At 73.3% G+C, this 18855-nt stretch carries 19 protein-coding genes; 12 read left to right on the top strand and 7 right to left on the bottom strand.

Going from position 1 to position 18855, the window contains the following annotated elements; translation table 11 throughout:
- Positions 1-144: 144 nt before the first annotated feature.
- The 10 genes from bioB to D7I43_RS16460 all read left to right on the top strand — a co-directional run bounded on the left by bioB (position 145) and on the right by D7I43_RS16460 (position 8273).
- Entirely contained in the window at positions 145-1140 is a 996-nt protein-coding gene (gene bioB / locus D7I43_RS16505) for a biotin synthase BioB (protein ID WP_120329411.1), read from the top strand.
- 11 nt (positions 1141-1151) lie between these two features.
- Entirely contained in the window at positions 1152-1367 is a 216-nt protein-coding gene (gene bsaP / locus D7I43_RS16500) for a biotin synthase auxiliary protein BsaP (RefSeq protein WP_420870215.1), read from the top strand.
- A gap of 36 nt (positions 1368-1403) precedes the next feature.
- Positions 1404-2252 carry a YbaB/EbfC family nucleoid-associated protein gene (locus D7I43_RS16495; RefSeq protein ID WP_147427259.1) on the top strand — a complete coding sequence of 283 codons (849 nt, stop codon included), beginning with the start codon at positions 1404-1406 and terminating at the stop codon, positions 2250-2252.
- On the top strand, positions 2249-2572 hold the full coding sequence (locus tag D7I43_RS16490; protein ID WP_120329408.1) for a hypothetical protein: 324 nt from the start codon (positions 2249-2251) through the stop codon (positions 2570-2572). Before D7I43_RS16495 ends, D7I43_RS16490 begins: the two co-directional genes overlap by 4 nt.
- Before the next feature lie 76 nt (positions 2573-2648).
- Positions 2649-3752 (top strand): hypothetical protein, encoded by a 1104-nt coding sequence (locus D7I43_RS16485; protein ID WP_120329407.1) that lies wholly within the window; start codon positions 2649-2651, stop codon positions 3750-3752.
- Positions 3736-4308 carry a hypothetical protein gene (locus D7I43_RS16480; RefSeq protein WP_147427258.1) on the top strand — a complete coding sequence of 191 codons (573 nt, stop codon included), beginning with the start codon at positions 3736-3738 and terminating at the stop codon, positions 4306-4308. The genes D7I43_RS16485 and D7I43_RS16480 overlap by 17 nt, the downstream gene beginning before the upstream one ends.
- Positions 4305-4703, top strand: a complete 399-nt coding sequence (locus D7I43_RS16475; RefSeq protein WP_120329405.1) for a hypothetical protein — start codon at positions 4305-4307, stop codon at positions 4701-4703. Before D7I43_RS16480 ends, D7I43_RS16475 begins: the two co-directional genes overlap by 4 nt.
- A 2-nt stretch (positions 4704-4705) precedes the next feature.
- Positions 4706-5212 carry a GNAT family N-acetyltransferase gene (locus D7I43_RS16470; RefSeq protein WP_120329545.1) on the top strand — a complete coding sequence of 169 codons (507 nt, stop codon included), beginning with the start codon at positions 4706-4708 and terminating at the stop codon, positions 5210-5212.
- A gap of 274 nt (positions 5213-5486) precedes the next feature.
- Entirely contained in the window at positions 5487-6314 is an 828-nt protein-coding gene (locus D7I43_RS16465; protein ID WP_120329404.1) for an LPXTG cell wall anchor domain-containing protein, read from the top strand.
- 393 nt (positions 6315-6707) lie between these two features.
- Positions 6708-8273 (top strand): aldehyde dehydrogenase family protein, encoded by a 1566-nt coding sequence (locus D7I43_RS16460; RefSeq protein ID WP_120329403.1) that lies wholly within the window; start codon positions 6708-6710, stop codon positions 8271-8273.
- A 103-nt stretch (positions 8274-8376) separates the two neighbouring features.
- Here the strand turns inward: D7I43_RS16460 and D7I43_RS16455 are convergent, their stop codons facing one another.
- Both D7I43_RS16455 and D7I43_RS16450 read right to left on the bottom strand, forming a co-directional pair.
- Entirely contained in the window at positions 8377-9423 is a 1047-nt protein-coding gene (locus D7I43_RS16455; RefSeq protein ID WP_120329402.1) for a GNAT family N-acetyltransferase, read from the bottom strand.
- 137 nt (positions 9424-9560) lie between these two features.
- A complete protein-coding gene (locus tag D7I43_RS16450; protein WP_120329544.1) occupies positions 9561-10256 on the bottom strand; it encodes an ACT domain-containing protein in 696 nt (231 codons plus the stop codon).
- Positions 10257-10405: 149 nt separating this feature from the next.
- Here D7I43_RS16450 and D7I43_RS16445 point away from each other — a divergent pair, with 149 nt between their 5' ends.
- Both D7I43_RS16445 and D7I43_RS16440 read left to right on the top strand, forming a co-directional pair.
- Positions 10406-11536, top strand: coding sequence for a phosphotransferase family protein (locus D7I43_RS16445; RefSeq protein WP_120329401.1), 1131 nt, complete (start codon positions 10406-10408; stop codon positions 11534-11536).
- Positions 11536-12756 (top strand): acyl-CoA dehydrogenase family protein, encoded by a 1221-nt coding sequence (locus D7I43_RS16440; RefSeq protein ID WP_120329400.1) that lies wholly within the window; start codon positions 11536-11538, stop codon positions 12754-12756. The genes D7I43_RS16445 and D7I43_RS16440 overlap by 1 nt, the downstream gene beginning before the upstream one ends.
- Positions 12757-12867: 111 nt before the next feature.
- Here the strand turns inward: D7I43_RS16440 and D7I43_RS16435 are convergent, their stop codons facing one another.
- From D7I43_RS16435 to D7I43_RS16415, 5 genes are all read right to left on the bottom strand, one after another.
- The gene (locus D7I43_RS16435) at positions 12868-13914 is read right to left on the bottom strand and encodes a LacI family DNA-binding transcriptional regulator (RefSeq protein ID WP_120329399.1); all 1047 of its coding nucleotides are present in this window, start codon (positions 13912-13914) and stop codon (positions 12868-12870) included.
- 77 nt (positions 13915-13991) lie between these two features.
- A complete protein-coding gene (locus D7I43_RS16430) occupies positions 13992-15425 on the bottom strand; it encodes a GH1 family beta-glucosidase (protein WP_120329398.1) in 1434 nt (477 codons plus the stop codon).
- On the bottom strand, positions 15422-16222 hold the full coding sequence (locus tag D7I43_RS16425; RefSeq protein WP_240033012.1) for a carbohydrate ABC transporter permease: 801 nt from the start codon (positions 16220-16222) through the stop codon (positions 15422-15424). The genes D7I43_RS16430 and D7I43_RS16425 overlap by 4 nt, the downstream gene beginning before the upstream one ends.
- Before the next feature lie 92 nt (positions 16223-16314).
- Positions 16315-17298, bottom strand: a complete 984-nt coding sequence (locus D7I43_RS16420; RefSeq protein ID WP_120329396.1) for a carbohydrate ABC transporter permease — start codon at positions 17296-17298, stop codon at positions 16315-16317.
- Positions 17299-17420: 122 nt separating this feature from the next.
- Complete coding sequence (locus D7I43_RS16415) at positions 17421-18731, bottom strand: extracellular solute-binding protein (protein WP_120329395.1); 1311 nt, start codon at positions 18729-18731, stop codon at positions 17421-17423.
- Positions 18732-18855: the final 124 nt, after the last annotated feature.

Raw genomic sequence — 18855 nt, 5'->3', positions numbered from 1 at the left:
CGGCCGTTTCCGGCCGCCTCCGCCGGGCGAAGTTACCACCCCCCGGATCCCGGCCGGCGGATCCACTCGGGGGCGCCGCGACCGCGCTCACGCCCCCGGCGCAGCCGTTACCTGCCCGGTGGGGGGCCTTGTAGGGTACGAGCCATGCCAGAGATCCTCGACCAGGCCCGCACCCAGGTCCTGGGTGACGGCGTCGGCCTCGACCAGGCCGGCGTCCTCGCCGTGTTGAACCTCCCCGACGAGCACCTGCCCGCCGCACTCCAGCTCGCCCACGAGGTGCGGATGCGCTGGTGCGGCCCGGAGGTCGAGGTCGAGGGGATCGTCTCGCTCAAGACGGGCGGCTGCCCGGAGGACTGCCACTTCTGCTCGCAGTCCGGACTGTTCACCTCGCCGGTCCGCTCGGTCTGGCTGGACATCCCGTCGCTGGTCGAGGCGGCGAAGCAGACCGCGGCGACGGGGGCGACGGAGTTCTGCATCGTGGCGGCCGTACGCGGGCCGGACGCCCGGCTGATGAAGCAGATGCGCGAGGGTGTGGCCGCCATCAAGGCGGAGGTCGACATCCAGGTCGCCGCCTCGCTCGGCATGCTCACGCAGGAGCAGGTCGACGAGCTGGTCGACATGGGTGTGCACCGCTACAACCACAACCTGGAGACCTGCCGCTCCTACTTCCCCCACGTGGTGACCACGCACACCTGGGAGGAGCGCTGGGAGACGCTGCGGATGGTGCGGGACTCGGGCATGGAGGTCTGCTGCGGCGGCATCCTGGGCCTGGGCGAGAGCGTCGAGCAGCGCGCGGAGTTCGCGGCGCAGCTCGCCGAGCTGGACCCGCACGAGGTGCCGCTGAACTTCCTGAACCCGCGGCCCGGCACGCCACTTGGTGACCGTCCGGTGGTGGAGGGGAAGGACGCGCTGCGGGCCATCGCCGCGTTCCGGCTGGCCATGCCGCGGACCATCCTCCGGTACGCGGGCGGCCGCGAGATCACCCTCGGCGACCTCGGCACCCGCGACGGTCTGCTGGGCGGCATCAACGCGGTGATCGTCGGCAACTACCTGACCACCCTCGGCCGCCCGGCCACGGAGGACCTGGCGCTGCTGGAGGATCTGAAGATGCCGGTCAAGGCGCTCTCCGCGACGCTGTGAGGGGGTCGACGGTGACGGACGCCGTGACGCGGCCGGACGGTGCCGCGCCGGTCTGGTGCGACCGCTGCGGCGAGGCCACGGTGGACGGCCCGCACGAGACGTGCGCGCGGGCGCGCACGCTGGAGCCGCCCCGGTACTGCGGGCACTGCCGCCGCCGGATGAAGGTGCAGGTGCTGCCGGTCGGCTGGTCGGCGGTCTGCGTCGCGCACGGCGAGATCCAGGGCTGAGGCGCCCTCGCCCTCACGGGCCCCACCGTCGCGGTCGTGGATGGTACGTTCCCGTTCCGGACCGGCACGGTGGCCCGGAACAGGTGGGGGGACATGGCGGACGGCGCGACCACGGCCGCGCGGCAGCGGCGGGTGCTGGCCGCGGCGACGGAGTTCGGCGCGGCCATCGGGGCCACCCGGGTGACGGTGGAGTCACCCGACGGCGCCGTGGTGGTGACGGTCGGTCCCGGCAACGCCGTCGTGGACCTCACGTTGACGCGCCGGATCCGGCAGCACGACGGGCGGTCGCTGGCTGCGCTGATCGTCTCCACGGTGCGTACGGCGGTCGACCGGGCCACCCAGGAGCTGGCGGCGCGCGCCCGCGAGCTGGCCCCCGACCGCCCCGACCTGCCCGGGCTGCTCACCGGGGCGCTGCCCGCACCGCCCGCGCCGCACTCGGGCGACACGACCGGCGCGGCCGCGGGCCCGACGGGCACCGGCGCCGCGGGCACGGGTGGCGGCGCGGCCGGCGTGCCGGGTGACGAGCTGGCCGCCGGCGCCCGGCGGCTCAGCGCCGAGGCGGACCGGCAGCTCGACGCGTACGCGGCAGCGTGGGAGGAGCTGGAAGTGCTGACGGCGACCGCCCACTCCCCCGACGGCGGGGTCACCGCCGTGGTGCGTGCCGGCGGCGCGCTGGAGCGGGTCGAGCTGCACGACTCCCTGCTGCGGGGCGAACCGGCCGGCCTGGCCGCGCTGGTGCTCGCCACGGTGCACCGGGCCACCGCCGAGGCGTCCCGCCGGATGGCCGAGCGGGTGCAGGAGGCGGTCGGCCCGCGGCTGGACGTGATGGCCCTCGTGACGCCCCACCTGCCGGCCGAGGGCGCGGACGAGGAGGGACGGGCATGACCGGTTTCGAAGCCGACGTGGACGCGATCATGAGCTGCCGCACGCGGCTGGCGGAGATCCAGCAGCGCGCCGCGGCCATCGCCGACCTGGCCGAGGACGCCAACCCGGAGTGGTACATCTGGGGCGCGCTCGGCGCCCCGTTCGCCGCGCTCTACTGGTCGTACGCCGACGACATCCACAAGCACCTCGGCATGATGGGCGAGGCGCTGCGGGACCGGGTGGACGCGCTGGACTGCACGGCCCAGGCCTACCGGGAGACCGACGAGCGCATCGACGCGCACCTGCGCCGCATCGGCGTGAAGCTCGAGGGCGGCGCATGAGCGAGCGTGGCGAGCGAATCATCGGGCACTGTGCGGTGGAGTCTCATGACGGCGCCGACCGGAGGGAGGCGGCGGCATGAGCGAGCGCGACCTCAAGGACAGCGACGTCACCAACGACGTCACCCGCCAGGAGGGGTCGTTCGGGCCGTTCGGCGCCGAGACCACCTGGGACGGCTACGGCGGCGCCGGCTCGGTCGACGTCGGCGGCTTCGACCTGCTCCGCTTCGACCCGGTCAAGGACGTGCCCGGCCTGTCCGGCGTGCCGCAGGCCGTCTCGGCCGGGGCCAAGTGGGCCAGCGGCGACGGCGACTGGTCGGAGCTGTTCAACATCGCGGGCAGCATCGGCGACCTGGGCGTCAACGTGCTGGTGTACGCCGCCGACCCGCTCAACTTCCTCATCTCCGCCGGGCTCACGTTCCTCATCGACGTGGTGCAGCCGCTGGAGGACCTGCTCGGCCTGGTCACCGGGAACCCGGAGCGGATGGAAGGCGAGATCGCCAAGTGGGAGCGGGTCGGCAACGCGCTGGAACCCCTCGCCGAGGAGATCCGCCAGGCCGCCCAGGAGGGGCTGATCGGGTGGAAGGGCGTCGCCGCAGACGCGGCCCGTGCCCGGCTGGACGAGTTCGCCCAGGGCGTCGCCGGGATCGGCAACGACGTCAAGCAACTCGTCATGATCCTCAACATGGCCAAGCTGCTCATGGAGATCGCCCAGGGCTTCGTGATCGGGCTGATCGCCACGTTCGTCGAGTGGCTGGTCTTCACCTGGACGGCCGCGCTGGCCGCCGCCGCCCCGACCATGGGGGCGTCGACCGCCGCCGCGGGCGCGGCCACCACGGCCCAGGGCGCGATCGTGACGAGCCGCGCCGTGAGCTTCATCAACCGGGTCGTCTCCGTGCTCCAGCGGCTGCGCACGGTACTGACCCGGATGCACCCGCGCATCATGCGGCGGGTGCAGGCGTCGTTCCAGATGCGCGGCCCCAACGGCCGGTTCGTCTCGGGCTGGCAGGGCGCGCCGAGCGCCCTGCGCGCGTCGGTGACGGACTGGCGGACGTGGATGGGGCCGCTGGACAAGGCGGTCACCACGGCCAGCAACGAGGGCAAGCGGATCGTCGACTACAGCAGCGACGAGAACGAACTCTCCGACGAGCAGATGGACCGGTACCTTGACCCCGACAGGTGAGCCGGCCGGGCCAATGGCCCACCCGGAGACCGCGTACCCCGTCGAGGCGTACGACCCGGAGGGGCCGCCGCCGGCGCTGCCGCCCGGGCACGGCGGCATCGCGGTGCACGTCTGGTGCCCGCCCGAGGCGCGGCGCCACACGCTGGCCCCGATGGTGGGCGTCGACGGCCGTCCCGCCACCTACGGCTTCGGCCGGGCGCTGATCGTGGTGCCGGCCGGCGAGCGCCTCGTCGAGGTGCAGTACGTCGAGCCGCAGCGCAGCATGATGGTCACCGTCGGGGAGGGACAGGTCGTGCCCGTCGAGTACGCCGCCTCGTACGACGCGGTGGCCTCCGGCTCGCTCGGCACCGGCCCGCAGCGTCCCCGCGGGCGCATGCCGCTGGCCGCGGCGCTGGCGTTCACCGTCGGCATCGTGCTGCTCTGCTGCTACGGCACGGTCGTGCCGTTCATCCTCGCCGGGGACGTCCCGCCGCTCGCGCTGATGCTGGCCCCGGTGGTCGGGCTCGCCGCCGGTGGCCTGTTCCTGCTGTTCTGGTTCCGCCGGAGGCGCCGGTGACGACGGAGGCCCACTTCCTCGGCGACGCCGACGCGCCGCCGCCCCCGCCCGGGCACGGTGTGCTGGTGGTGACGTTCCACTTCACCAGCAAGGTCGAGCTGTACCGGTCGGGCATGCTGCTGCGCGACCGGCCGAACTGGGACATCTGGGTTCCGCCGCCCGTGCTGACGGTCGACGGTCAGCCGGTGCGCGCGAGCTGGTCGACCTGGTGCTATCCCCTGCCGGCCGGGCCGCACCAGGTGGACGTCCGCGAGCCGGCGGCCGCCGGGCGCCGGGTGGAGGTCGTCGCGGGCGAGGCGCACCGGCTGCGCTACGACGCCTCCGTGACGATCCGGAAGGACCACACGGACACGCGGGTCCTCCAGTGGTACGGAACCGGGCGGTGGCGGGCGTGAGCATCCTCACAGGACGGTCGGTCGTGCTCCGGCCGGCCACCGCGGCCGACGTGCCGCGGCTCGCGGCGATCCGCGCCACTCCGGAGGTGCGCCGCTGGTGGCGCGGCGGCGACGACCTGGCCGCCGCGGTCCGGGCCGACCTCGCCGACGAGACGACGACCGTGTACGCGATCGAACACGACGGCCGGGTGGTCGGCGCCATCCAGTGGTACGCCGAGGAGGACCCGGACTACCGCCACGCCAGCCTGGACGTCTTCCTGGACCCGGAGACGCACGGTCGCGGGCTCGGCCCGGACGCGATCCGGACGGTGATCCGGCACCTGATCGACGCCCACGGGCACCACCGGTTCACCATCGACCCGTCGGCCGGGAACAGCCAGGCGATCCGCAGCTACGCGAAGGTGGGCTTCCGGCCGGTCGGGGTGCTGCGCCGCTACGAGCGCGGCGAGGACGGGCGCTGGCACGACGGTCTCCTCATGGACCTGCTCGCCGACGAACTGGTCGGCTGACAGCGCGTACGCGAACGGTGGGCGGGTGCCGGCGGGCGGCCCGTCCGTGACGCCGCGCGGTCGCGCGGTGGGGCGGAGGACCATCCACTCAGGACGCCGAGGCACCGCAGCGTCCGTTTGCCCGTACGTGTTACACCGACACGCCGCGAAATCGCATCGAATTTGATCTCTTCTCGTCGCATCGCCGCAGCTCAGACCGATTGACCGATGCCACGCGCCGCTCCCGTTCATGAGATCATGCGTCGTCCCCTCTACCGATCTCGGAGGAACATTCATGCCACATCGTCGGCAGGTGGCGCGCGCGGGCCTCACCGCGGCCGCCGCCACGGCCTGCCTTGCTCTTGCCACCCCGGCCTGGGCCACCCCGAGCACCACCCCGCTCAACCCCGCGCACCGGGGTTCGACCGCGGCCGGCTTCGGCACCCAGGAGTGCGGCGACGAGCGGTTCGCCACCCGGGCGGACAACCAGGACGGCTGGCACTTCGTACTGCCCGGCGGCAAGGAGGCCGGGAGCTTCGAGAGCCTCACCCTCACCTTCGACAACGGCACCACCGACGTCGAGGTGAAGATCCCGGACGCTTCCGACCCCTACCCGGACGCCTTCTACTCGACCGGCGGCAAGAACCCCCGGGTCATCCACGCGTACCTCTTCACGCCGGCCGGCTGGACCCTCGTGGACGGCAGCGCGGTGATCAGCGGCACGGCCGCCAAGTTCAACCTGAGCCACACCTGCCCCGGCACCGCCGTCGGGGAGTCGCCGTCGCCGAGCCCGTCGACGCCGGGCGGGGAGTCGCCGACTCCGACGCCGTCCACCCCTGGTGGGGAGTCGCCGACCCCGACGCCGTCGACCCCGGGCGGGGAGTCGCCGACCCCGACGCCCTCCACCCCGGGCGGGGAGTCGCCGACCCCGGGTGACTCGGGCACCCCGTCGGCGAGCGCCTCGCCGGGCACGGGCGTCGGCGGGAGCGACGACGAGGGCAGCCTGCCGCTGACCGGTGTGGCCGCGACCAGCATCGCGCTCACCGGCGTCGTCCTCATCGGTGGTGGCGTCGCGCTGATGACGCTGCGCCGCCGCCGCGACAAGGTCACCTTCACCAGCTGATCCCCGCAGCGGACGACCGGCCCCCGGAGGAGTCTCCGGGGGCCGGTCGCTGTTTCCGGCAGGTGGCGGTCGGGCCCGCATCCTGCGCGGGGAGCCCGCCGGCGGGTGACCGTGCCGGCGGTTGATCCGCGGGGGACGCCGGTCCGTACCGACGAGCAACTGGCCGACGACAGCCGGGGGACACGTCACATCATCCACAGGCATCGATGCACTGTCGCACTTTCCGCAGGTCGACGGCACCGCGCACGACACCGCGGCCGCGCGCCGGGCCGGATCACCCGTCCTGGCATACGAGCGTACGGTTGCCGGCCCGTCGCGGGGCGCGCGACAGTACGCGACACCAGCGGTGCCATCGACGCCGCCGCTCCCCCGGACAACCCAGAGGAGAACGCGATGGCTCTACGACTCGCCGAGGGCACCGCCTGGTCGGACACCCTCGCCCGCGCCGTGGCCGCCGCACCGGAGGCGTTCGGCGCCCCGGCCGACGGCGTGACCACCCTGCACAACCTCGTCGAGGGTGACTGGCGGGCGGTCGGCACCCCCACCCCGGTACGCACCCCGCTGGACAACACCGTCCTCGTCAACCTCTCCCGGCTCGGCGCCGAGGACGCCCGGGCGGCCGTCGCGTACGCCGCCGCCGCGCACCGCGACTGGGCGGACACCCCTCTGGCCCAGCGGAAGGAACGGGTCGTCGCGGCGCTGGACGCCCTCACCGCGCACCGGGACCTGCTCGCCCTCCTGCTCGTGTGGGAGATCGGCAAGCCGTGGCGGCTGGCCTGCGCCGACGTGGACCGGGCGCTCGACGGCGTCCGCTGGTACGTCGGTGAGATCGACCGGATGCTCGCCGGCGGCCGGGAACCGCTGCCGGGCCCGGTCAGCAACATCGCCTCCTGGAACTACCCGATGAGCGTGCTGGTGCACGCCGAACTGGTGCAGTTGCTCGCCGGCAACGCGGTGATCGCCAAGACCCCGTCCCAGGGCGGGGCGGTCTGCCTCACCGTGGCGCACGCGCTCATGCGCCGCGCCGGGCTGCCGGCCACGCTCGTCTCCGGTGGCGGCGAGGAGCTGTCCGAGGTGCTCGTCCGGGCGCCCGAGATCGGCGCGGTCGCCTTCGTCGGCGGGCGCTCCAACGGCGGAAAGGTGGCCGCCGCGCTGCTCGACACCGACAAGCGGCACTTCATCGAGCAGGAGGGGCTGAACGCCTGGGGGATCTGGAACTTCTCCCAGTGGGATCTGCTCGCCGGGCACCTGAAGAAGGGCTTCGAGTACGGCAAGCAGCGCTGCACCGCGTACCCCCGGTTCGTGGTGCAGCGCGACCTGGTCGACCAGTTCCTCGACATGTACCTGCCGGTGGTGCGCTCCGTCCGGTTCGGACACCCGCTGGCCGTCGAGGACGGCTGGTCGGCCGCCGACCCGCTGCCCGACCTGGACTTCGGGCCGCTCATCAGCCCCGCCAAGGCCGACGAGCTGCGGCGCAAGGTGGACGAGGCGGTCCGCGGCGGCGCCGTGCCGCTGCACCGGGGCAAGCTCGACGGCGCGCCGTTCCTGCCCGGACAGGACACCTCCGCGTACGTGGCGCCGGCCGTGCTGCTGGCGCCGCCCGGCCGGTCCCGGCTCATGCACGCCGAGCCGTTCGGGCCGGTCGACACGATCGTCGTGGTGGACACCACCGACGAGCTGCTGGCCCAGATGAACGCCTCCAACGGGGCGCTGGTCGCCTCGCTGGCCTGCGACGACGAGGAACTCGCCGGCAAGCTCGCGGTGGACCTCCAGGCGTTCAAGGTCGGCATCAACAAGCCCCGCTCGCGCGGCGACCGCGAGGAGCCGTTCGGCGGGCGGGGCGCCTCGTGGAAGGGCGCGTTCGTCGGCGGTGAACTGCTCGTGCAGGCCGTCACGCAGGGCGGCGACGAGCGCCTGTACGGCAACTTCCCCGACTACAGCCGCTACCCGGCGACCTGACCGCCGCATCGCCGTGACGCCGTCCCGGTGGGTGCGGGGCCCGCACCCACCGGGACGGGCGTGCCCCTGCTCCACCGGGGCTCCTGCACCTACCGGGGCCCCTTCACCGCGTCCGGGCGGGGACGGTCAGCGGCAGGGTGAGCGTGAGCAGGGCGCCGTCCGGGTCGGTGCGCACCGGGCGGCCCAGGCGGTGCACGGTACGCAGCAGGGGGCCGTTCTCCGCCTGGGTGTGCAGCACCAGCGCGGCGTAACCGGCCTGCTCGGCGTGCCGGACCAGCCGGCGCAGCAACGCCGCCCCGAGCCCGCGGCGCTGCCAGTCGTCGCGTACCAGCAGGGCCACCTCGGCCTCGTCCCCCTCGCCGAGCAGGTTCGCCATGGCCACCACCGACTCGGCGGCACCGCCGGCGTCGACGGTCGCCGCGACCAGGGTCAGCCCGCGGGCCGGCTCCAGCATCCGGCGCAAGCGGGCGGGCGCCGGCACGGCCGCGCCACCGAGGTAGCGGCGGTACCGGCTGCGCGCGGAGCAGCCCTCGTGCAGGTCGAGCACGGCCGGCAGGTCGTCGGCGACCGCCGGCCGTACGGCCAGCTCGGCGCCGTCGGGCAGCACCAGCGTGACCTGCTCGGCGGCCCGGCGTACGACGGCGGCGGCCAGTTCGACCAGCGCCTGGGCCCGCGCGTACTCGGCGGGCGTGAACTCGGGTGCGGCCCGGCGCAGCGTGAACGCGCCCCCGCCCAGGTCGGCGAGGCGCATCGTGGTGCCCGCGATCCCCACCTCGGTGTCCGCGGCCTCCGGCCGCCAGGTCACGGCGTCCGCGCCGACGAGCGTCCGCAGCGCCGCACCGGTGGCCTCGGGGTCGCGGACGAGCCGGGTGGCCAGCCCGAGCACGCGGGTGGGCTGGTCGACGAGCCCGCGCGCCTCGCTGCGCGCCACCCAGCAGTCCCGCCCGCGGCCCCGCTCGACGGCGGCCAGCAGGTCGGACTCGTCGAGCGCGTCCGGCGCGTCGACGAGGAAGTCGTCCACCGCGCCCCGCTCGGTGGTGTGCACCTGCACGGCGAGGATGTTGACCCCGCGCAGGGCGAGGCTCGCCGTGAGCACCGACAGGTAGCCGGGCCGGTCGTCCACGGTGGCCCGGATCCGCCACAACGTCATGGTTGGCTCCCTTCCCCGGGTACCACCCTCGGCGGCGGCTGTTGCCGGCCGATTGCCCGGCGGTGACGGCTCCGCGACCCGCCGGCGATCCGCGTCACACCCGCGCGATGCCCGAACCGTCCGCCGCCGCCTCGGGATCAGGCGGTCACCGGGGGTTGGCCGACCAGGTCCAGCCGGTCACCGAGGATGACGGCGCTGGCCCGGACCAGCTGCGCCAGCCGGTCCACCTCGGTGGCGTGGAACCCGGCGGCGGTGAGCGGGTCGGCGTGCTCGCGCGCCACCACCAGCACCAGGCCGGCCCGACCGAAGGGCGCGACCGCGTGATGGGTGCCGTCGGCGGCGGTCATCGCCCGGGCGCGCAGCGGGGTCACCTCCGGCAGCCGTGGCGGCACGGGGGCGCGCCAGCTGGCGTGGCCGATCGCCGCCGTGCCGCCGCCGGACCGGGACGCCCAGTCCACCGGCACCACGGCGGCCACCGCCCAGTCGGCGGCGAGCAGCCCGGGCACCGCGTCCACGAGGGTGGCCAGCCCGTCCGCGGGGTTCGCGGCGACCTGCGCCAGCAGCTCGGCGTCCTGCCCCGTCGCGGTGGGCGCGCCGATCGCCCGCCACATCCCGTCCACCCGTACGCCGGGAATCGCCGCGAGGCCGGCCAGCAGCCGCTCGACCCGGGCCGCGCCGGGCCAGACGACGGTGAAGTCGTCGACCGCCCGCCCGCCGAGGCGTTCCAGCACCACGACCTGGACGATGTCGGCGCCGGAGACGCCCAGCGTCCGGGCCACCTGGCCGAGGGAGCCGGGGCGGTCCGGCAGGGTCACCCGAACTCGTAGCAACATGTCGTCCCCTCCGGTCGGCGGGCCGGCGCCGGTGGCCGGCAGGCTGGTCTCCAGCCTGGTCACCGTCCGTTTCGCCCCTGTTGCCGCGGCATGTCCCGGACGCAAAATCCGACCTTGACAACATGGCGGAGCTGCCATCAACTAATCGGATGACCGATCCGGCCGTCGACGCGCTCCGGCCGGGAGCCACCCCGGACTCCCCCGCCGGGGTGGAACCCGCCGCCCCGCCCCCGACCGGTGGCGACGGCGCGCCCGCCGGGGTCGACCTCGACCGGCTCGGCGCGTACCTCGCCCGGCACCGGCCCGACCTGGCCGGCGGCCCGCTGCGGGCCCAACTGATCGCCGGCGGCAAGTCGAACCTCACGTACCTGCTGTTCCTCGGCGAGCGCGAGGTGGTGCTGCGGCGCCCGCCGCTGGGGCACGTGCTGGCCACCGCGCACGACATGGCCCGCGAGTTCCGCGTGATCTCCGCGCTCGCGCCCACCGAGGTGCCGGTCCCCGGGGCGCTGCTCCACTGCCCCGACCCGGACGTGATCGGGGCGCCGTTCTACCTCATGGAACGGGTCGCCGGCGAGGTCTTCCGCACCCGCGCGCAGACCGACCCGCTCGGCGCGCCGCGCCGCCGCGAGCTGGCCATGGCCATGATGGACACCCTGGCCGCCCTGCACCGGGTGGACCCGGCGGCCGTGGGGCTGGCCGACTTCGGCCGGCCGGAGGGCTACCTGGAGCGGCAGGTGCGCCGCTGGGCGGCGCAGCTCGACCGCTCCCGCAGCCGCCCGCTGCCCGGCGCCGACGAGCTGCGCGACCGGCTGGCCGCGACCGTTCCGGCCAGCGCCAACGCGGGCCGGATCGTGCACGGCGACTACCGGTTGGACAACCTCCTCGCCACCGTCGACCCGGTGGCGGTCCGCGCCGTGCTCGACTGGGAGATGGCCACCCTCGGCGACCCGCTGGCCGACCTGGGCCTGCTGCTGACGTACTGGGACGTGCTCGGCGGCAGCGAGACCGCCGAGGGCAACCCCGTGGCCGACGGGCTCGGCCCCCGGGCCGGCTTCCCCACGGGCGCCGAGCTGATCGAGCGGTACGCCGACCGCAGCGGCGTGGACGTCGGCCCGCTGCACTGGCACGTCGCGCTCGGTTGCTTCAAGCTCGCGGTGATCTGCGAGGGGATCCACTACCGGCACGCGCTCGGGCAGACCCTCGGAGCGGGATTCGACCGGATCGGCGACATGGTGGCGCCGCTGATCGCGTACGGGCTGACGGCCGCCGGGGAGCGTTGATGGACTTCGCGTACGACACCCGCACGGAGGAGCTGCGCGCCGAGCTGACGGCGTTCCTGGACGAGCACGTGTACCCGGCCGAGGCGGTGCACGCCGCGCAGGTGGCCGAGGCCGGCGACCCGTGGGCGCGTCCGCCCGTGATGGCCGAGCTGAAGGCGGAGGCGCGCAAGCGTGGGCTGTGGAACCTGTTCCTGCCCGACCGGCGCTACGGCGCGGGGCTCACCAACCTCCAGTACGCGCCGCTGGCCGAGTTGACCGGGCGCAGCCCGCACCTGGCCCCGGAGGCGCTCAACTGCGCCGCGCCGGACACCGGCAACATGGAGCTGCTGGCCGAGTTCGGCTCGGAGGAGCAGCGCGAGCGGTGGCTGCGTCCGCTGCTGGAGGGCGAGATCCGGTCCGCGTTCTGCATGACCGAGCCCGACGTCGCCTCGTCGGACGCCACGAACATCGCCACCCGGATCACCCGCGACGGCGACCACTACGTGATCAACGGCCGCAAGTGGTGGTCGTCGGGCGCCATGGACCCGCGCTGCGAGATCTTCATCGTCATGGGCAAGACGGACCCGGACGCCGACCGGCACCGGCAGCAGAGCATGGTGCTGGTGCCGCGGGACACCCCGGGCGTCACGGTCCGGCGGGGCATGACGGTGTTCGGCTACAGCGACGCCGCGCACGGCGGCCACGCCGAGATCGACTTCACCGACGTCCGGGTGCCCGTGGAGAACCTGGTGGGCGAGGAGGGCGGCGGCTTCGCCATCGCCCAGGCCCGGCTGGGCCCGGGCCGCATCCACCACTGCATGCGCCTCGTCGGGATGGCCGAGCGGGCCCTCGAACTGCTCTGCCGGCGGGTCACCGAGCGGGTCGCGTTCGGCCGGCCCCTCGCCGAGCAGGGCGTGGTGCGGGAGTGGATCGCGGAGTCCCGGGTCCGCATCGAGCAGGCCCGCCTGCTGGTGCTCAAGACCGCGTGGCTCATGGACACGGTCGGCAACAAGGGCGCGCACACGGAGATCCAGGCCATCAAGATCGCCACGCCGGCGATGGCGGAGTGGGTGATCGACAAGGCCATCCAGGCGTACGGCGGCGCGGGCGTCAGCCAGGACACCCCGCTCGCGGCCCTGTGGTCGCAGGCCCGCACCCTGCGCCTGGCCGACGGCCCCGACGAGGTGCACCGGGCGTCCCTCGCCCGCCGCGAACTCCGCCGCCACACCCCGAGCCGCTGACCCCCCTCTCGCCCGCGATCTTGCACTTTCGGCCCCCGGATCGCGTGGTTTGTCCGGGATGTCGGGGCAGGAAGTGCAAGATCGCGGGGGTTAGGTGGCGGGGGGAGGGGGTTAGGCCGTGCCGCGCTCGACCAGTCGCGTGTCCAGCAGGATGTTCGGGGAGGCGATCTCCTCGCCGCGGATGCGGGCAACCAGCAGGCGGGCCATCTGCCGCCCCATCTCCTCCACCGGCTGGAAGACGGTGGTCAGCGGCGGATCGGCCTGCCGGGCGATCGGCGCGTCGTCGAAGCCCACGACCGCCACGTCGTCCGGCACCCGCCGGCCGGCCTCACGCAGCGTACGCAGGGCGCCGAAGGCCATCAGGTCGGAGGCCACGAAGACGGCGTCGAGATCCGGGCAGACCTCCAGCAGCCGGCGCATGCACACCGCCCCGCTCTCCTCGCTGAAGTCGCCGTACGCGACGAGGTTCGGATCGACCCGGCCCCCGGAGGCCGCGACGGCCTCGGTGTAGCCGGTGAGGCGGGCCAGGCCGGCGCCCATGTCCTGGGGACCGGCGATGGTGGCGATCCGCTTCCGCCCGCGCACCGCGAGGTACTCCACCGCCTGCCGGGCGCCGCCCACGTTGTCGACGTCGACGAACCAGGCCGGCTGCGCGCCCGGTTGCAGCATCCGGGCCGGCCGGCCGCCGAGGACGCTCGGCAGGCCCCGCTCCTCGAGCAGCGTGGGGAGCGGGTCGGCGTCGTGCAGGGAGAGCAGCAGGACGCCGTCGACGTGCTGGTTGGTCAGGTGGTGCTCGACGCGTTCGCGTTCCAGCGGCGACTGGGCCATGGCCAGCCAGAGCTGCATGGGCGTCTCGAGCAGCGCGGAGCTGACGCCCCGGACGATCCCGGCGAAGAACGGCTCGGTGAACACCCGGTCGCCGGACTCGGAGACGACGAGCGCCACGGAGTCGGTCCGCTGCGTCACCAGGGCCCGGGCGGCGCGGTTCGGGACGTACCCCAGCTCGGCGATGGCCTGCTCCACGGCGGCCCGCGCCTCCGGACTCACCTGCGGCGACCCGTTGACCACCCGGGAGACCGTGCCGCGCCCGACGCCGGCGCGGGCGGCGACCGCGTCGAGGGTCGGGCGGCCCAGCGACCGGCTGCGCTGCGTTGTCATCGTCTGCTCCTCCGACGTCGGGCGGTCCGGCGCCGCCGCCGACCGTGGCGCCGGACCGCCCGCATGCTGGCCCGAGCCTATTCTGCGGCCAGACCGTTGCGTCGGATCACCTCGGCGTACCACCTGGCGCTGGACTTCGGGATGCGGGCCTGACTCTCGTAGTCGACGTAGATCATGCCGAACCGCTTGGTGTAGCCCCAGGCCCACTCGAAATTATCCATCAGTGACCAGGCGAAGTAGCCGCGCAGAGGGACGCCGGCGGTGATGGCCTCGTGCGCGGCGCGCAGGTGGGCGTCGAAGTACGCGAGCCGGTCGGCGTCGTCGACGCGGCCGTCCACGACCTCGTCGACGAAGGCCGAGCCGTTCTCGGTCACGTAGAGCGGAAGGTCGGTGTACTCCTCGTGCACCCGGCGCAGCGTCTCGACCAGGCCGGGGGCGTCGATCTCCCAGTTCATGTCGGTGACCGGCACGCCCCGGGTGACGAAGCGGACGTCCTCGCTCCCGGGCCAGCACGACGGCGAGCGCCAGTACGGCTCGGGCGCGACGCCCTCGACGGGCGCGGCCACCACGTGCCGGCTGTAGTAGTTGACGCCCACCAGGTCCAGCGGGCTGGCGATCACCGCGAGGTCGCCGTCGCGCACGTGGCCGAAGTCGGTCACCTGCCGCAGGTCGGCCAGCAGATCCGCCGGGTACGCCCCGCGCAGCAGCGGGTCGAGGAAGAACCGGTTCGCGAGCGCGTCGATCCGCCGCGCCGCGTCCCGGTCGCCCGGGGTGTCGGTGGCCGGGGTGACCGGATAGAGGTTGACCGTCACCCCCACCTGCGCCTCCGGGCGCGCGGCCCGCAGCGCCTGCACGGCGAGCCCGTGGCCGAGCATCAGGTGGTGCCCGGCCCGGACCGCGTCCGCCCCGTCGGAGCGGCCGGGCGCGTGCGCCCCGGAGCCGTAGCCGAGGAACGCCGAGCACCACGGCTCGTTGAGCGTGGTCCAGTAGCGCACCCGGTCGCCGAGCGCGTCCGCGACCAGCGCGGTGTAGTCGGCGAACCGGCCGGCCGTGTCGCGGGCCGGCCAGCCGCCGGCGTCCTCCAGCGGCTGCGGCAGGTCCCAGTGGTACAGGGTGAGCCAGGGCTCGATGCCGTGCGCCAGCAGCTCGTCGACGAGCCGGCGGTAGAAGTCGAGCCCCGCCGGGTTGGCCGGGCCGGCGCCGCCGGGCTGCACCCGCGGCCAGGCGACCGAGAAGCGGTACGACTTGAGCCCCAGCTCGGCCATGAGGGCCACGTCCTCGCCGAGCCGGTGGTAGTGGTCGCAGGCCACGTCGCCGGTGTGCCCCTCGCGTACCCGCCCGGGCGTGTGGCTGAAGGTGTCCCAGATCGACGGCCCTCGGCCGCCCTCGGCGACCGCCCCCTCGACCTGGTAGGCCGCGGTCGCCGCGCCCCAGAGGAAGCCGGGCGGGAAGGTCAGTGGCGGGCGCTCGTCGAGGACGCCGAGGGCGGTCGGGGTGGCAGGGTTGCTCACGACTTGACGGCACCTTCCATGATCCCGCCGATGATCTGGCGGCCGAAGACGAGGAACACGACCAGCAGCGGCAGGGTCGCCAACGCGGTGCCGGCGAACAGCGCGGTGTAGTCGGTCTGGTACAGGCCGGACGAAAGGATCTTGAGGGAGTACTGCACCGTCGGGGTGTCCGGGGTGAGCACGACGAACGGCCAGAGGAACTCGTTCCAGGTCTGCATGAACGTCAGCAGCCCGAGTACGGCCGCGGCCGGGCGCAGCGCGGGCAGCACCACGTTCCAGTAGATCCGCCAGGTCGAGCAGCCGTCGAGGCGGGCGGCCTCGATGAGCTCGTCGCTGACCGCGGCCAGGGCGTACTGGCGCATCATGAACACCCCGAACCCCTGCACGAGGAACGGCACGATGACCGCCTGCAGGGTCCCCGTCCACTCCAGCTCGACCATCATGAGGTAGAGCGGGATGATGCCGAGCTGGGTCGGCACCATCATCGTCAGCACGATCACCAGGAGCAGGCCGTTGCGGCCCCGGAACCGCAGCTTGGCGAGCGCGAAGCCGGCCAGGCTGGAGAAGAAGATCACCGAGACGGTGACGATGGTCGACACCACGGCCGAGTTGACCAGCCCGTAGAGGAACGCGGCGTCCTCGTTGGCGAGCATCCGGTCGATGTTCTCGAAGAGCATCCCGCCCGGCGTGGGCGGCATGTCGTAGACGGCGCTGTTGTCCCGCGAGGCGATGATGAACGACCAGACGATCGGGAAGACCGACAGCACGCACCCGAGGATCAGCGCGAGGTACGTCAGCGGGCTGGCCTCCCAGAGCCGGGCTCCCGGCGTACGACCGCGGCGGGCCCGCGGCGGCGGGGTGACGGATCGGGGAAGGGCCTGGGTGGTGGTCACTTCTGCTCCCCCTTCACCGAGCGCCGGACCAGCGCGAAGTTGATCAGCGCGAAGATGATGATCATCAGGAAGAGCAGCCACGACATCGCGGCGCCGTAGCCGTACTCCGCGTTGCCCGTGAAGGTCTGCTCGTAGATGTACATGGCCAGCGTCTGGAACTCGTGCTCCGCGCCACCGCGGACCATCCCGTGCCCGTACATGAGGGGCTCGGTGAAGATCTGGAATCCGCCGATGGTGGAGATGATGACCGTGAAGAGGATGGTCGGCCGGATCAGCGGCACGGTGATCTGCCAGAACTGCCGCCAGGCCGAGGCGCCGTCCAACGAGGCCGACTCGTACAGGTCCCGCGGGATGGCCTGCATGGCGCCGAGGTAGATCAGCGCGTTGTAGCCCGTCCACCGCCAGTCGACCATGAAGGCGATCGCGAGCCAGGAGGCGTAGCGGTTGTCCCGCCAGGCGACCGGGTCGATGCCGACGGTGCCGAGCAGCCAGTTCACCAGGCCGTACCGGTCGGCGAAGATCAGCGCGAAGATGATGCCGACCGCCGCGACCGAGGTGATGTTGGGCACCACGATGCCCATGCGCAGCAGCGTGCGACCGCGCATCTGACGGTTCAACAGGTTGGCGAGCAGGAGCGCCACGATGAGCTGCGGCACCGTGCTGAGCACGAAGATGCCGACGGTGTTGTACGCGGCGTTCCAGAACTGGGCGTCCGCCAGCAGGACGCGGTAGTTCTCCAGACCCGCGAACTCCCGGGTGCCGCTCAGCAGCTCGTAGTCGAACAGCGAGACGTAGACGGTGTAGAGGAGCGGGAAGAGGCCGAAGATCCCGAAGAGGACGAAGAACGGCGCGACGTAGAGGTACGGCGAGTACTTGAGGTCCCAGCGGCCGAGCCGGTACGAGGAACGGCGTGGCTGTGGTCGATGACGAGCTGGCGTGGCGGCCCGCCGTGGCGGTGCCGCGCCGACAGTGGAACTCATGGCAGGTCCTTCCGGGAAGAGAGGAGGCGGCCTCGCGGCGGCGCCCACACCCGTGCCGGGCATGGGCGCCGCCGCCGGCTCACGGCACCCCGTGTCCGTGAGCCGGGCTGGTCACCGGCGGTTCAGCCGGCCGACACCTTCTTGGCCTCGTCCATCGCCTTGGTCCACGCGGCGGCCGAACTGAGCTGGCCGCGCTCGGCCGCCTGCATCTGCGGCTCGACGATGGTCTCCCACACCTGCTGGTGCTTGGCACCGAGGAAGACGGGCTTCATGTTCTTGACGCTGTCACCGAAGATCTGGCCGACCGGGGCGCCGCTGAAGTACTCGCTCGTCTTGCCCTTGAAGGCCGGGTCCTCGATGCCGGGGATGCTGGACGGCATGGCCCCCGCCTCCTTGAACGCCGCCAGGTGGCCCTCCTTGCTGGTCAGGTACTTCGCCAGCAGGTACGCCTCCTTCGGGTGCTTGGTCTGGGCCGGGATGGCGAGGTAGGAGCCGCCCCAGTTGCCGCCGCCGCCCGGGATCGTGGCGATGTCCCACTTGCCGGCGTTGGTCGGGCCGGAACGCTGGGCGATGATGCCCTCGGTCATCCAGGCCGGGCAGGGGATGGTGGCGAACGCGTTGTTCTTGAACGCCGCGTCCCAGTCCGCGCTCCAGCGCTGGGCCTTGGCGGTCAGCCCCTCGGCGGCCATCTGCAGACCCGTGTCCCACGCCTTGCGGATCACCGGGTTCGTGTCGCCGATGAACGAGTTGTCCTTGCCGAAGAAGAAGACCTCGGAGTTCTGCATCACGTACGGCTGCATGAGGCTGGTCGCGCTGTCGAGCCACGCCGCCTTGACCTTGCCGCTGGCCTTGTACTCGCGGCCGAGCGCGATGTAGTCGTCCCAGGTCTTGATCCGCTGGGAGACCGTCTCCCGGTCGGTCGGCAGGCCGGCCTGCTGGAACAGGTCCTTGCGATAGCACATGGCCAGGCCGCCGACGTCGGTGCCGAGGCCGATCAGCTTCTTGCCGTCCGGCGTCAGGGCGTTGTTCCACTTCCACTCGGGGAAGTTGGCCTTCAGTTCGCCGGCGCCGAGGTCGAGCAGGTTGGTGAACTTGTCGTGGTTCTGGACGTACTGCAGCAGCACACCCTCTTCCAGGCCGACCACGTCACCGGCGCCGCTGCCCGCCGCCAGCCACTGCACCAGCTTGGGCTGGAAGTCGCGCAGCTCGCCCATCCGCTGGTGCTCGACCTTGATGGTCGGGTTGGCCGCCTCGAAGTCCTTGATGGCCTGGTCGTAACCGAAGTTGGAGAAGGTCTGGAGGACCAGCTTGACCTGCCCGCCCTCGCCTGCCTCGTCGTCATTGCTCTTGCTGCACGCCGTGCTGCCGAGGGCCACGCCCGCGGCCAGCGCGGCGACCGCGACAGTGCGGAGCCGGCGCCTGATGACGCTCATCCCTGACCCCTCTCAGGTGGGTTGCTCGTGTGGTGGTTCTGGTGTGCTCGTGGTGCGGCGTGCTCCCCGACTCTCCGGTTCGGTGGTCACGCCTCGTGCCGTGTTCCGCCTGGTTCGTGTGGCC

This window comes from Micromonospora globbae (assembly GCF_003610785.1).
Lineage (GTDB): Bacteria > Actinomycetota > Actinomycetes > Mycobacteriales > Micromonosporaceae > Micromonospora > Micromonospora globbae.
The sequence above is the reverse complement of the archived record's forward strand: the minus strand, read 5'-3'. Positions and strand labels throughout refer to the sequence as shown.